We start from the raw sequence: 14,260 nt of genomic DNA, 5'->3' as shown, positions 1-14,260 counted from the left end.
GGTTTTTTATTTTTCGAGAACACTCATATTCAAATTATAAGCTTTCTCAATATTTAACTTGTACGTCCCATTTCCAGTTTTAATCGAATTTTTATACCAATGTTCTTGGTTGTTTAATTCTGGATGTTCTTCTGAAGAAGTATTTTCGTTTTTCGTTAAATCTTCTACTTGTTCCCAAGGTGTACTTCCATGTGTTTCTTTTTGATTCGTTACTGCTGTTAAAGATACATCACTTTCTTTTGCAAGATGGACAGACACTCTTGAGCTTTCCTGTACAAACCAATTATTTTGTAATTGACCTGGATAAAGAGATAGTTCGTTATTTGAAGCACGGATTTCCACATTTTTATTTTGCGGAAGAACAAGCGTTGGTTTCACCTGTGGTGCTGAATTAAATAACGTATGCTGAACAGGTAATGATTTTAAAGTGATATACATCGTTTCTCCAGCCGTTTGAACTGAAAGGAAATCATCTCGTTTTAAATTGAGTTTTTCATTTGCTTTCGTTGTCATTTCATAAGTTCCCAAAAGATGAATTTGATTTGTATTATTTCCCTCTATCGTTAGAGGTTGATGTCCTGCATCTACTACGATTTTTTTGATAGATTCAGGTATATCAAATTGTCCGTCTGGAATATTACTCATTTGCCTCGTTGTGTTAATAGAGTGACGAACTTCTTCTAGTAATCCAGTTGATAATAAACAGTAAAAAGCAATTCCGACACTTCCTAAAACGCCGATAAAGAAAATACTAAAAATATCATATTTAATAAAAGATTGCTCTTTTTTAGAGAATAGAAGGTATAGTAAAACTTCAGCTCCAAGTATGATAAGTAAAACTGGCCACCATGCAGTTAGTGTATCTAATACTTGAATTCCTTTTACGACTGAAAAAAGTAAAAAGCATCCTAACGATATAATAGAAAGCCCCATTGAGAATGTTCCAACACGCCATGTTCTCATTCGCTTGTCCCACCTTTGTTTTTTTTATTTCCAAGTAACAATTTAAAGCCGCCGCCAATTAAGAGGAGTGCAACGATAGATGTTTGGAAATAGCGATAATATAGCTCGCTAAGATGAATGTTAAATATAGTTGCAAAGTAATCATTCAAAATAGGAAGGACTGTTTGATCTAATAAATAATAACCACCGAGTGTAATTAACCCGATACCGATCCATCTTTGATGATTGATAAAATAATCAATGATAGGCTCGTCATTTACACGTTCTTTTCCATACTTTGCAGTTTGCTGTAAAGCGTCAAAGAAGCTATAGAACCAAATGATTGGAACTAAAAATAAAAACGCAGAAAGTCTTAATAAATCGAGTAAATATATTGAAAGTAAAAAGGCTGCCATAAGCTGAAGGCCGCGGCGTTGTAAACCTAAATACATATGTCCTGCTCCGGGGAACATCGCTAAAATAGAAGCGAATGTTTTATTCTTCTTTCCTTGTTCACGATGTTCTTCGAACTCTTCGAAAATAGTACGATCATCTAGTTGCTCGCCACGTTCTTTTTTCTGTAGTTGCTGAACAACGTCAAAGAAATTATAAATCCATAAAACAGGTAACGTAATAAGGAAGATAAGAAAACTTTCTTGCGATGTTAAAAGTGCAACGAAAATGATCATACTCCCGATTCCTGTGCAAGCTACTAAAAATGTAAGTCCGCGTTGCATAAGTCCTAATTGGAAATGGCCAAGCCCAGGGATGATGGATAAGAGAATGATATAAAATCGTTCGCTCTCTTTAGAGGAATTTATCACTTCTCCAGCTTCTTGCTTTTTCGTTTGGTTTATAATGGTGATAACTAAATCTAGTAAGTTAATTACCCATAGAACAGCTAGTAAAAATAGAGAAAGAAAAGCAATATCACGTTCTCTTACTACTATGGTACAAAATACTGCAAAGGAGAATAGAAATAGTGATCCTCCGCTATATAAAATAAACCGTCCTAGTTTTTTTAAGTATAAATGTCCAAGCCCAGGAATTAGCCCTAATACAAGTGCTAAAAAGGGATTTTTATTCATGCTTTGAACCTCCGTCCTTTTTCGATGTGTCTACCGATTTGTTTACAATTTGTTGTGAAATAGAAGACTCGTTATGTTTTGAAGATTTCTCTAAATTTGATGTCGCTGTAAAAATATACTGAAATAAACCACTTACCATAAAAATAATTGTAGCCGCAGTCGCAATTATGTAATGAATGATCGTGCGCTTTAGTGAGGTTGTTTTTATATTTTCATTAGACTGTAGTGTTTCAAAATTAATTTGCGTCATAACTTCGTTCGTAAATGAATCATCATTTATCATTGGAAGGTTTTCATGTTGTTCATCAATACTTTCCATATAAAGTGCTAAACAATAATCACATTCATAAAGATGTTCTTCCATAGATTCACGTTCATTGCTTTCTATAAAATCTAATGTATAATTGCGCCAATCTTCTTTTGAATAATGCATCATAGAAACTCTTCCTCCTTCCAATGTTTTTTAATCCATTTTCGTGCTCGATACAGTTTCATTTCGACTGTTTTTACTTCGATGTTTTCCTGTAAAGCAATTTCTTGATAGCTCTTTTCTTCTAAGTAATGTGCGAGAACGACGTCACGGTAATTTTCTGGAAGTTCTCTCAGTTTTTGAGCAATGAGTAATTTTTGCTCTTTCGTCAATAATAAAGCCTCAATATTATGAGAGGACTGTATATTTTCCTCAGCTTCTTTACATAAGGAGAGTTCTTCACTTTCTCTAGCTTTCTTTCTCTTATAATCAATAGCGTGATTGGTGGCAATACGTGCCATCCACGTTTTTAATCCGCGAAATTGATAATTTGGGAGAGAGGTGTGAATTTTTACGAATACTTCTTGTGTAACATCTTTCGAATCTTCTTCATGTCTTAAAATAGAAAAGATAACTTGAAAAATATAATGACGATATGTTTGTACAAGGATACGAAAAGCATGCTCACTTCCTTGCTGTGCTTTTTCAATTAATTGTTTTTCCTCAATCGGTCTCTCCCTCCTTTTTGACGCATTCTATTATATAGACGTAAAGAATGATAAGTCACCCTACACATTTTGTAAAAAAAGAATAATATATTTTTTGCGGGAGAGCTAGATGAAAAAAGGTGTGAAAAAATGGTAAAGAGAAGTATATAATGAGCAAGTAGGAAATGTTACACGGAGAAAGGATGTGAATGTTAGTAGGGAAAGGTCCATACTAACAAACATGAAAATTAAAATATTAATAGCAGATGATAACTCTTTTATTAGAGAAGGCATGAAAATTATTTTAAATACATACGAAGAGTTTGAAGTAGTAGATACTGTAAATGATGGGGAAGAAGCTGTAGCGTATTGTAAAAAGCATGAAGTTGATATTGCTCTTTTAGATGTTCGTATGCCAAATATGAACGGTGTAGAGGCGACGAAGTTCATTTGTGAAGAGACGAAAACAAAACCGCTTATTTTAACGACGTTTGATGATGATGAATATATTTTGGATGCAGTAAAAAACGGAGCGAAAGGTTATTTATTAAAAAATAACGATCCGGAGCGTATTCGTGATGCGATAAAAGGAGTATATAACGGTCAAACTGTTATGCAAGATGTTGTCCTCGATAAAATTAAGTCTAATTTAATGGAAAGTAAAGAGGAAGAATGTAAAATTGATAAGAGCCTTTTCACAGAAAGGGAGCTTAGTATTATCGCATTAATTGCAAAAGGTTTCTCAAATAAAGAAATTTCGAAACAGCTTTTTATATCTGAGGGAACAATTGCAAATTATATTACGTCAGTTTTAGGGAAAACTGGACTTGAACATCGCACACAAATTGCGATTTATTACTTAACAGGGAAAGTAGATTAATGATATGGAATTTTGGTTAACTGTAAGTAAATTAATTGTCTTTTTATATATTGTGTTCAGTTATATTTACGCAAATGTAGCAAATTTACCGTGGGTTATATTTACTTTACTTATTTACCTTTCTGTAAACGTAATGATTTCTATATTTAAAAAAGATACGTATAAAAAAATATTAATCTGTATATCCATTGGCGTAGTTATGTTATTTACATGGAGGGTTCATCCATTTTTTATTTTGTTTTTATCTTTGAACTTATACGAAATTACATTCTATTACATAGAAAAGAATTGGCCACGCTTTGTCGTTATGATGCTCCCAATTACGATTGCAGATGAAAGTATTCGAATGACTTATGGATTGATTGTTGCATTTTCTTTTCTCGTTTTAACAATTGCAGATCGATATATATCGCGTGTAGTAAAGCTTGAATCGCAAAATGATAAGATGCGAAAAGATATGCAACGACTTACGAAAAGCTTACATGAAAATAAAGAGTACATAAGACAATCTGAATACACATTTAAGCTAGAAGAGAGAAATCGGTTATCGCAAGAAATTCATGATAAAATTGGTCACTCGATGACGGGTGCACTTATTCAAATGGAGGCAGCAAAGAGGTTAATGGAAATAGATAAAGAAAAATCTGCGGAGTTATTACAAAATGCAATTCACATTTCAAAAGATGGAATTGAAAGTATTCGCATTACATTGAAAAATATGAAGCCACCAACTGAGCAAATTGGTATTCATCGTATGAAATTATTCATAGAGGAATTTGCCGGTAAGAATGATGTGAATATTCCTTTCGTTTATAAAGGGAACTTAGATATGATTTCTCCGATACAGTGGAAAATTATCGGTGAGAATGTTACAGAAGCACTAACAAATGCAATGAAATATGCTGATGCTACAGTTATTTCTATAGATATTCATGTGCTTAACAAGATGGTTAAGGTGCAAGTGAAGGATAACGGAAAAGGGGCAGCTCTTGTTAAAAAAGGTCTCGGTGTTATGGGGATGGAGGAGCGAACAGCTTCAGTAAACGGAAAAATTATTGTAGATGGAACAAGTGGCTTTTCAGTGACGATGTTGTTGCCGATATAAGAGAATGGGACGAAGATGAACCATCTCATATGAAAAAAGTGAATATTCTCATGTGAAAAGAATGAACTTCTGCACTGAGCAGGTTCATTCTTTTTGTTTATACTAAAAGCAGAGAAACCGAAATAGGGGTGAAATGATGAATACATTAGAAATTAAAAATTTAACGAAAAAATTTGGTGATTTCATCGCAGTTGATAATATGTCTTTATCTATTAAAGAAGGAGAAATATTTGGCTTTTTAGGATCGAATGGTGCTGGTAAGAGTACAACGATAAATATGATTGCTGGTTTGTTAAGAAGTAATGAAGGCGAAATTAGCATACTAGGAAAAAATATAAAGAAACATAACCGATTTGCGAAGATGAATATCGGTATCGTTCCGCAAGATATTGCGATTTATGAAGAGTTAACTGCCTATGAAAATGTGAAATTCTTTGCTGGGTTGTACGGATTACGAGGAGCCGAATTAAAAGCTAGGGTAGAGGAAGCTCTTCAATTTGTAGGACTTAGTGATAAACAGAAAAGCTATCCGAAGAACTTTTCTGGCGGGATGAAACGAAGACTGAATATCGCTTGTGCGATTGCTCATAGACCGAAGTTAATTATTATGGATGAGCCGACAGTTGGAATTGATCCACAGTCAAGAAACTACATTTTGCAGTCAGTACGTAAATTAAATGAAATGGGAAGTACGATTATTTACACGAGCCACTACATGGAAGAAGTAGAAGAGATTTGTACGAAAATCGCAATTGTCGACCACGGTAAAGTGATTGCAGAAGGTACGAAAGAACAGTTAAAAGCGATTATTACAGATACGAAAGATATTTGGATTGAAGTGAAGTCAGTAGAAAATTTAGATGTAGAAAAGTTAAAAGAGATAAACGGTGTGAAAGCTGTTCAAATTGAAGAGAACGTAATCAAGGTAAACTCGGATGCAGGATTAAATAATTTAAATCAAATTATTCAGCATTTCATTAATCATGACATTGAAATTCGTTCGTTAGAGGAGCAGGCTCCAAACTTAGAAACAGTATTTCTTACGTTAACCGGAAGAAACTTACGAGATAAATAAAAGGTAAATGAAGAAAAGGTAAAGGGAGGTTCATCAATTGAACATCTTCAATATTGCAATTATGCATATTAAAAGAGATTTCAGAGACGTAAGAACTTTAGTTTTTATGTTAGCATTTCCGATTGTACTTATGCTTGTGTTAGGAACAGCGTTAACCAACGCATTTAATAGTGATAGTCATTCGATTAAAGATATACAAGTGCTATATAAAGATGAAGCGAGTAGCACGTTTTCTCAATCATTTGCAGCATTTACGAAAGAAGTGGATAAATCAGGTATTCATTTTAAAAAAGCTTCCGGCAGTATAGATGGGAAAGAAGAAGTGAAGAAAAATAAATATGCTGCTTATGTAGAGTTAAATAAAGATGGTGCAAAATTTTACGGAAGTGATAAAAGTAGTATTGAGGGGAGTATTGTGGAAGGAATGCTTACAACATTTGTTGATAAGTACAATGTAGCGGTCGAAGTTGCAAAAGTAGATCCTACTAAGGTGAGCACAGTTATTTCAAACGGAAATCATAATGATTATATAAAAGAAACATCCTTACAAGCTGCGAAAAAACCAGGTTCTATGGATTACTATGCGGTTGTAATGACAACGATGATTGCACTGTATGCTGCGATGGGAGCGAGTTCTTTAATTCGAGGAGAACGAATACGTAAAACAGGAGATCGTCTCATTGCTGCACCTATAAGTAAAGCTGAAATATTCATTGGAAAAGTACTTGGTAGCCTAGTAGCAAATGCCCTGTGCATATTACTCGTCATGTTATTTAGTAAATTTGTTTTTCAAGCGAATTGGGGCGACCATCTTGGAATCATATTTCTTATTTTATTAACACAAGTCTTTCTAGCAATTAGTTTCGGTTTAGGAATCGGATATATTACGAAAACAGCTGAAGCGTCCAGGGCAATTATTATGGTTGGTGTGCAATTAGCTTCTATTTTTGGAGGTGCATATTTCGTAATAGAAGAAAATTTCGTTACGAATTTATCGCCATTAACTTGGGCAAATACAGCTGTTATGAAAATTATTTATGCAAATGATGTAGGGGCAGCACTACCAGTCATTTCTTTAAACCTTGGAATTTCAGCACTCTTTTTATTAATTGCAATTATTGCATTACGTAGACGGGAGGGGCTATAGTATGAAGGATATTTTATGGCTCATACAAAAAACGTTATCTGTGCTTTTGAAAAATAAAAAAAGTTTACTCATTATAATTAGCTTGCCGATAATAGGGACGCTCATTTCCTTCTCGATATACGGAAATGCAGGGCAAGGAACGTTAAATATCGGGATTGTAAATAAAGAAAATGAGCCGATAGCAAATGATACGATAAAGTTTTTAGAAGGATTAAATCATGTGAATGTGAGTAAGGTTAAGGAGTCTCAAATAGAAGATAAACTCACTTCCAAAAAACTTGATGGAGTTATTACATTAGATTCTGGTTTTTCAAAAAGTGTTCGAGAAGGGAAACCAGAGCATATTGAAATTTCATCGATTAAAGGTGATCAAGTAACAGGATTTATAAAATCATATTTATATAATTATATTGATAATATAGCAGCTATTAGTAAAGTAGCCGGAACAGATCAAAGCACATTCGACAATATGTACGCAGGGTATCAAAAAAGTTCATTTAAAATGAAAACTGAGACGCTAGAAGATACTTCGAAAAATAAAGATATGACAAATCAAACGATGGGTTACCTTATTATGTTTATGCTGTTTTCAGCAGCGAACTTATCAGGTCATATTTTAAAAGAAAAAGAGAATAGAACGTACTTTAGACTATTATCAACGCCGATAGATGGGAAGAAGTTTATATTATCTAATGTCGGAGTAAATATGATAATACTAACAGTACAAATTTTGATTACAATCCTATTCCTAACGAATGTTTTTCATACGAATATCAATATGCCTTTCATAGTGATGATGGGCGTACTAATGCTATTTGCATTAATCGCAATTGGAATATCATTAGTCCTTGTAGCTTTTTCGAAAAACTCAGCATCGGCAAATGCGATGCAAAATATGATCATTGTACCAACATGCTTACTTGCTGGATGTTATTTCCCATATGACATTATGCCAAGTGCAGTACAAAAAGTAGCTAATTTTCTTCCACAGCGCTGGTTGTTAGATACGATATCAAAACTACAGCAGGGAATACCATTCTCGGAGTTGTATTTAAACATTTTAATTTTATTCGCTTTCGCAATTGCATTCTTCTTAATTGCTATTTATAAGTTTGGAAGAAATAATGACGCGAGAAATTTTGTTTAATGTGAAAAGGTGTGGCTTAATGCCATACCTTTTTTGTTTGAAACTTAGAGTATCTTTTGTAGTATAGGAATGCTTTTGTAGAGCACTTCGTTATGTGAAGCATGCAAAACATATTTATTTCCCTCTAGAAGAAAAACGCTATGTAGAACAGCGTTACCGTCACCATGTTTTGTAAGTAAATCACCGACGACTTTGCCGTCTGTCCATTTCAGTTTGGAATGTGAAGGGACGACTTGTAAATATTGAGTTGTTTCCTCTCCATCTCCGGCAATGAGTGTCGTTTCAATATTTCTTTTTTGTATAATAAATCTATTTGTATTTAATATATCGAGGAAAGGGTTTTTCATTTTCATCTTACTATAAGGAAGAAATGTAATAGAAGAGTCGGATTTTATAAATAAATAATTTCCGTAATCTTTACAAGGAATAACATCTTGTAATCCTGGAAAGTAAATGTGTATCGCCTCAACTTTATTGATTTTATGTAAGATGCTTAAGTAACAAATATATTGTTCCATATAAAAATGAACGATATTTATTTTAGAAGAGGCATGGATAGGGAGACTGCCTCCAGTCCAATAACTATAATTTGGTGGAGATCCAGCGTTTGGTGTGCAGAGTATTATAAGTTGATTCACATCATTTTTATATTCGTCACTTTGAACGTAAGAACGTCCAAGAAGGCCGCCCATACTATGACAAATTAAATTTAGTTTATCGCAACCTGTAATCTTTTTAGCATAAGCAATCGTTTGTAATAAATATTTTTGTGTAGAAAGAACAATACGCTGCCGCCAGTCATAAAAACAGATGAACAAGTCTTTATTTCGTTCGTACCCCATACTTTCTAGCATCATGATGAATGGTTCGTAAACAAATGCAGAAAGTCCAAAACTCCAATTACCAGTGCCGGGAATAATAATATTGCTCATTGAACCGAAAAGACCTGGGATAAAAACAATAGGAGTTTTTCCTTTTCTCATATTCGTATCTCCTTTAACTGTTCAGTATCAATAAAAATAAGAAATACATTTCGTATGAAAACATATTTAAATGAAACACTACGAAATAGTAAGGAATATGATTGGAAGGAAACCAAAATGATAAAAAAAATATTAAGAGTTACTTCTATTATTATTGCTATTTTCGTTTTTATTTTAATTTGTATGCATATCGATGTTACCTTAGGTAGGAAAATGGAAGCTGGAAAAAACATGCCGACAGAGTATGCGCCTCATTATAGTGATTTTCAATTATATGTAGAAGGGAAATCATTATATGAGCAGCTATTTGAAGATATTAAAAAAGCGAAAAGCTCCATCTACACTTATTTCTTCATTTTGTCGGATGATAAAAGTAGTCATACTTTTTTAAACTTATTAAAAGAGAAGGCAAAAGAAGGAGTAAACGTCTATTTATCAGTTGATCGCATTAATGATTTATCTTTTGAAAGAAAGATGATAAATGAATTACGGGAAAGTGGTGTGCATTTTACATATAGTAGAAAACCTGCATTGCCATTCGGATTTTATTCATTTCACCATCGTAATCATCGCCGTATTACGACGATTGATGGGGAGATTGGCTATACAGGCGGATTTAATATAGGAGATGAGTACTTAGGGAAAGATAAGCGATTTGGATATTGGCGTGATTATCATGTACGGCTTAAAGGAGAAGGAGCAAAAGATTTAGAACAGCAATTCGCTTTAGATTGGAAACGAGATACGAAAGAAGAGATAAAGAGGAGTACGAATAAAGCTAGTAAAGGGAATACATTACATACTATGACTAGTTACAATGGGCATTACGTTGCTGAAAAATATATAGAGCTCATAAAACAAGCTCAGCACTCCATTGTAATTGCAACGCCGTATTTTATAGCAAAAAATAAAGAGTCCATGAATGCTTTAATCGCAGCACAAAAGCGTGGTGTTACAGTAAAAATACTTTGGTCATATAAACCAGATCTACCTCTTATAAAAGAAGCGGCGTATCCATACATACGTCAAGCTGTTAATAATGGGATTACTGTATATGGGTATAAAAAAGGAATGTTCCATGGCAAATTAATGCTTATTGATAATGAATTAACCGTTATTGGTACAACAAACTTTACTTCGCGTAGCTTCAATATAAATGATGAAATGAATTTTTATATTTATGGTGGTCCTATTGTAGGACAAGTTAATAAGGCGTTAACAGAGGATTTTCATGATTCGAAAGAAATGACGAAAGAGTTTTTTGAAAAGTTATCTTTTTGGGAGCGTTGTAAGGAGAAAGTGGCGGGATTGGTTGAGTTCTATTTGTGATGATGGATTAGGAAAGGGTGCCTACAAAAGGCACCCTTTTTGGTGGGAAATCATTATTTTTCATGCACCAGCATCGTAACATCATCATTAATCAACGTCCCCACATGTTCACCTAAACATATTTTTTTCATCACTCCAGGCTCATCAAAGTTAAAGACATGTGCTGGTAAATTGTAGTCCCGGGCAAGCAGTAATGCCGCTTGATCCATGACTTGTATATTTTGTCTAACGACATCATTATAGTTTAGTTTGCTGTACATTTTTGCTGATTTGTTATGCTTTGGATCACTTGTAAAAACACCGTCGACACCTTGTTTTGCGACTAATATGGCATCACTATTCATTTCGATGGCTCTTTGTACACTTGGATAATCTGTTGTCACGAACGGTTGCCCGTTTCCGCCTCCAAAGATAACGATATAGCCGTTATCTAAATGGTGGGCTGCACGTAAGCGAATGTATGGTTCAGCTACTGCATTAAATGGAATGGACGTCATAACGCGTACTTCTCTATTTGTTTTACTTGTTAAAACACCGCGAAGCATTAAGCTGTTAATGATTGTACCTAGTGTACCGATATTATCAGCTTCTACGCGATCAATTCCCCACTCTTCAGCTAGATGCCCCCTAAAAATGTTACCGCCACCGATGACGATGGATACTTCGATACCTAAATCAACAATGGATAAAATTTCGTTTGCGATATGTTCTAATCGTTTGGAGTTAAAGCTATTTCCAGTTTGATCGGCAAGTGCACCGCCGCTTAATTTAATTAAGACACGTTTATATGGCCTCATAACAATTCCCCCTATATAGATCGCAATAAAAAAGGAACAAAGGCGAATGCCTTTGTTCCTTTTTAAGAAAATGAAAAAGAAAAGAAGAAGATAGGACGAATTGCTTTGTATAGTTTTTCATAACATCCACTCCTTTTCATTTTGATTTGTTTTAAGTATATATCTTTTTGATTATACGAAACAATCTGATTACTTATCAAGTTTATTTTATCGTTTTTTAACAAAATGGTGTCAATGAAAAAAAGAAGAAAAATATTTGAATTTTTTGTGACGAACTTGTAGGTTTTTGTATGATTTTGTAGGTTCGCTTATAAGATGTGTGAGTAGCTTTTATAAATTCAAATTGAAAGCGTTCGCATGAAGGGGATGAACATAAATGAAAAAATTCGGATTGGCAACACAAATTTTTGTCGCGCTTGTTTTAGGGATTGTAGTAGGGGCAGTCTTTTATGGCAATAAAACGGCGATTTCTTATATCACACCAATTGGGGATATATTTATTCACTTAATTAAGATGATTGTAGTACCAATTGTTATTTCAGCATTAATTGTTGCAGTAGCTGGTGTAGGAGATATGAAGAAGCTTGGGAAACTGGGTGGTAAGACAATTCTTTATTTCGAAATTATTACGACGATTGCTATTTTAATGGGATTACTTGCAGCGAATATATTCCAACCAGGTACTGGTGTTGATATGAGTAATTTACAGCAAAGTGATATTTCTTCTTATAAACAAACTGCAGATGCAACAGAGAAGAAAGGTTTTGCTGAGACAATTGTTCACATTGTACCGAAAAACGTATTTGAATCGATTGCACAAGGTGACCTATTACCGATTATATTCTTCTCAGTATTATTCGGCTTAGGAGTTGCGGCAATTGGGGAAAAAGGAAAGCCTGTCTTTAACTTTTTTGAAGGCGTACTCGAAGCCATGTTTTGGGTTACAAATCAAGTTATGAAATTTGCACCATTTGGTGTATTCGCATTAATTGCCGTTACGGTTGCAAAATTTGGTGTAGCAACACTACTTCCGCTAGGAAAACTAGTGCTAGCTGTATACGTAACTGTTATACTATTCGTTGTGATTGTATTAGGTATTAATGCACGAATGGTTGGAGTAAACATTTTTACATTAATAAAAATTTTAAAAGAAGAATTGATTCTTTCATTTACGACAGCAAGTTCAGAAGCTGTTTTACCTAATATAATGAGAAAAATGGAAGAGTTCGGTTGTCCAAAGGCAGTTGCCTCTTTCGTAATTCCGACAGGTTATACATTTAACTTGACTGGATCAGCTATTTATCAAGCGTTAGCGGCATTGTTTGTTGCACAAATGTACGGTGTGCACATGTCACTAACGGAGCAAATAACGTTATTATTCGTTCTCATGTTAACATCCAAAGGTATGGCGGGAGTTCCAGGTGCATCGTTCGTTGTTGTATTAGCAACGTTAGGTTCAATGGGGTTACCACTAGAAGGTATCGCATTAATTGCGGGAATTGACCGCATTTTAGATATGATTCGCTCATCTGTCAATGTATTAGGAAATGCATTAGCGGCCATTGTTATGTCGAAGTGGGAAGGCGAATTCGATAATGAGAAAGCAAAACAATATGTAGAAACAGTCAAAGAAACAAAAGCAGCATAAGAAATCGTTAAGGAGTGAATAATCATGGCAACATTAACTGAAGTTAAAAATGGTGTTCGAATTGAAAAAGATTTTTTAGGTGAAAAAGAAGTACCAAACTATGCATACTACGGCGTACAAACAATGCGTGCAGTTGAAAACTTCCCAATTACAGGATACAAAATCCATGAAGGTTTAATTAAAGCGTTCGCAGTTGTAAAAAAAGCTGCAGCGCTTGCGAATACAGATGTAGGAAGATTGGAATTAAACAAGGGCGGTGCGATCGCAGAAGCTGCTCAAGAAATTCTTGATGGAAAATGGCATGATCATTTCATTGTAGATCCAATCCAAGGCGGAGCAGGTACTTCAATGAACATGAATGCAAATGAAGTCATTGCCAATCGTGCTCTTGAATTATTAGGAATGGAAAAGGGAGACTATCATTATATTAGTCCAAATAGTCATGTGAACATGGCGCAATCAACAAATGATGCATTCCCAACGGCGATTCATATCGCAACGTTAAATGCATTAGAAGGCTTATTACAAACGATGGGTTATATGCATGATGTATTTGAATTAAAAGCAGAACAGTTTGACCATGTTATTAAAATGGGTCGTACACATTTACAAGATGCGGTGCCAATTCGTCTTGGACAAGAGTTTAAAGCATACTCTCGTGTACTTGAACGTGATATGAAACGAATTCAACAATCGCGTCAACATTTATATGAAGTAAATATGGGGGCAACTGCAGTTGGTACAGGCTTAAATGCAGATCCAGAATATATTGAAGCAGTTGTAAAACATTTAGCTGCAATTAGTGAATTACCGCTTGTTGGTGCAGAAGATTTAGTAGATGCGACGCAAAATACGGATGCTTATACTGAAGTATCTGCAGCGCTTAAAGTATGTATGATGAATATGTCTAAAATTGCGAATGACCTTCGCTTAATGGCATCAGGTCCGCGTGTTGGTTTAGCGGAAATTATGTTACCAGCTCGTCAACCAGGTTCATCTATTATGCCAGGGAAAGTAAACCCTGTTATGCCAGAGGTAATTAATCAAATTGCGTTCCAAGTAATTGGTAATGACCATACAATTTGCCTTGCTTCAGAAGCAGGACAATTAGAATTAAACGTTATGGAACCAGTACTTGTTTTCAACTTACTTCAATCGATTA

The 14,260-nt window shown here is 34.4% G+C and carries 14 protein-coding genes; 8 read left to right on the top strand and 6 right to left on the bottom strand.

What is annotated here, in order from left to right:
* Positions 1-6: 6 nt before the first annotated feature.
* The 4 genes from exsE to GBN78_RS20420 are packed head-to-tail and all read right to left on the bottom strand — an operon-like array spanning position 7 to position 2,951.
* Complete coding sequence (exsE, locus tag GBN78_RS20435; protein WP_097918680.1) at positions 7-963, bottom strand: exosporium protein ExsE; 957 nt, start codon at positions 961-963, stop codon at positions 7-9.
* A complete protein-coding gene (locus GBN78_RS20430; protein WP_097918679.1) occupies positions 960-2,030 on the bottom strand; it encodes a hypothetical protein in 1,071 nt (356 codons plus the stop codon). The genes exsE and GBN78_RS20430 overlap by 4 nt, the downstream gene beginning before the upstream one ends.
* Positions 2,023-2,466, bottom strand: coding sequence for a hypothetical protein (locus tag GBN78_RS20425; protein WP_000972356.1), 444 nt, complete (start codon positions 2,464-2,466; stop codon positions 2,023-2,025). The genes GBN78_RS20430 and GBN78_RS20425 overlap by 8 nt, the downstream gene beginning before the upstream one ends.
* Positions 2,463-2,951 carry an RNA polymerase sigma factor gene (locus GBN78_RS20420; RefSeq protein WP_071686419.1) on the bottom strand — a complete coding sequence of 163 codons (489 nt, stop codon included), beginning with the start codon at positions 2,949-2,951 and terminating at the stop codon, positions 2,463-2,465. The genes GBN78_RS20425 and GBN78_RS20420 overlap by 4 nt, the downstream gene beginning before the upstream one ends.
* A 277-nt stretch (positions 2,952-3,228) precedes the next feature.
* Between GBN78_RS20420 and GBN78_RS20410 the strand changes: the two genes are divergently transcribed.
* From GBN78_RS20410 to GBN78_RS20390, 5 genes are all read left to right on the top strand, one after another.
* Positions 3,229-3,867, top strand: a complete 639-nt coding sequence (locus tag GBN78_RS20410) for a response regulator transcription factor (RefSeq protein ID WP_000694093.1) — start codon at positions 3,229-3,231, stop codon at positions 3,865-3,867.
* A 4-nt stretch (positions 3,868-3,871) separates the two neighbouring features.
* Complete coding sequence (locus GBN78_RS20405) at positions 3,872-4,972, top strand: sensor histidine kinase (protein ID WP_088046523.1); 1,101 nt, start codon at positions 3,872-3,874, stop codon at positions 4,970-4,972.
* 136 nt (positions 4,973-5,108) lie between these two features.
* Positions 5,109-6,047: an ABC transporter ATP-binding protein gene (locus GBN78_RS20400; protein ID WP_001093820.1), complete on the top strand. Its 939-nt coding sequence runs from the start codon at positions 5,109-5,111 to the stop codon at positions 6,045-6,047.
* A 37-nt stretch (positions 6,048-6,084) separates the two neighbouring features.
* Positions 6,085-7,194, top strand: coding sequence for an ABC transporter permease (locus tag GBN78_RS20395; RefSeq protein ID WP_001020149.1), 1,110 nt, complete (start codon positions 6,085-6,087; stop codon positions 7,192-7,194).
* 1 nt (position 7,195) lies between these two features.
* Positions 7,196-8,341 carry an ABC transporter permease gene (locus GBN78_RS20390; protein ID WP_058839107.1) on the top strand — a complete coding sequence of 382 codons (1,146 nt, stop codon included), beginning with the start codon at positions 7,196-7,198 and terminating at the stop codon, positions 8,339-8,341.
* 44 nt (positions 8,342-8,385) lie between these two features.
* On the opposite strand, the gene GBN78_RS20385 is transcribed toward GBN78_RS20390, so the two are convergent.
* On the bottom strand, positions 8,386-9,324 hold the full coding sequence (locus GBN78_RS20385; RefSeq protein WP_058839106.1) for an esterase/lipase family protein: 939 nt from the start codon (positions 9,322-9,324) through the stop codon (positions 8,386-8,388).
* A gap of 117 nt (positions 9,325-9,441) precedes the next feature.
* Here GBN78_RS20385 and cls point away from each other — a divergent pair, with 117 nt between their 5' ends.
* A complete protein-coding gene (gene cls / locus GBN78_RS20380) occupies positions 9,442-10,653 on the top strand; it encodes a cardiolipin synthase (RefSeq protein ID WP_000591912.1) in 1,212 nt (403 codons plus the stop codon).
* Between the two features lie 53 nt (positions 10,654-10,706).
* Here the strand turns inward: cls and pyrH are convergent, their stop codons facing one another.
* Entirely contained in the window at positions 10,707-11,450 is a 744-nt protein-coding gene (pyrH, locus tag GBN78_RS20375) for a UMP kinase (protein WP_001248058.1), read from the bottom strand.
* Between the two features lie 376 nt (positions 11,451-11,826).
* Between pyrH and GBN78_RS20370 the strand changes: the two genes are divergently transcribed.
* Both GBN78_RS20370 and GBN78_RS20365 read left to right on the top strand, forming a co-directional pair.
* Positions 11,827-13,098 carry a cation:dicarboxylate symporter family transporter gene (locus tag GBN78_RS20370; protein ID WP_000713291.1) on the top strand — a complete coding sequence of 424 codons (1,272 nt, stop codon included), beginning with the start codon at positions 11,827-11,829 and terminating at the stop codon, positions 13,096-13,098.
* Between the two features lie 24 nt (positions 13,099-13,122).
* Positions 13,123-14,260, top strand: a 1,138-nt coding sequence (locus tag GBN78_RS20365; RefSeq protein WP_152127656.1) for an aspartate ammonia-lyase, incomplete at its 3' end; no start/stop codon positions are given.

It is taken from the genome of Bacillus sp. B2-WWTP-C-10-Post-4 (assembly GCF_009183805.1).
Classification (GTDB): Bacteria; Bacillota; Bacilli; order Bacillales; family Bacillaceae_G; genus Bacillus_A; species Bacillus_A cereus.
This window is presented reverse-complemented; position numbering and strand designations above follow the sequence as displayed.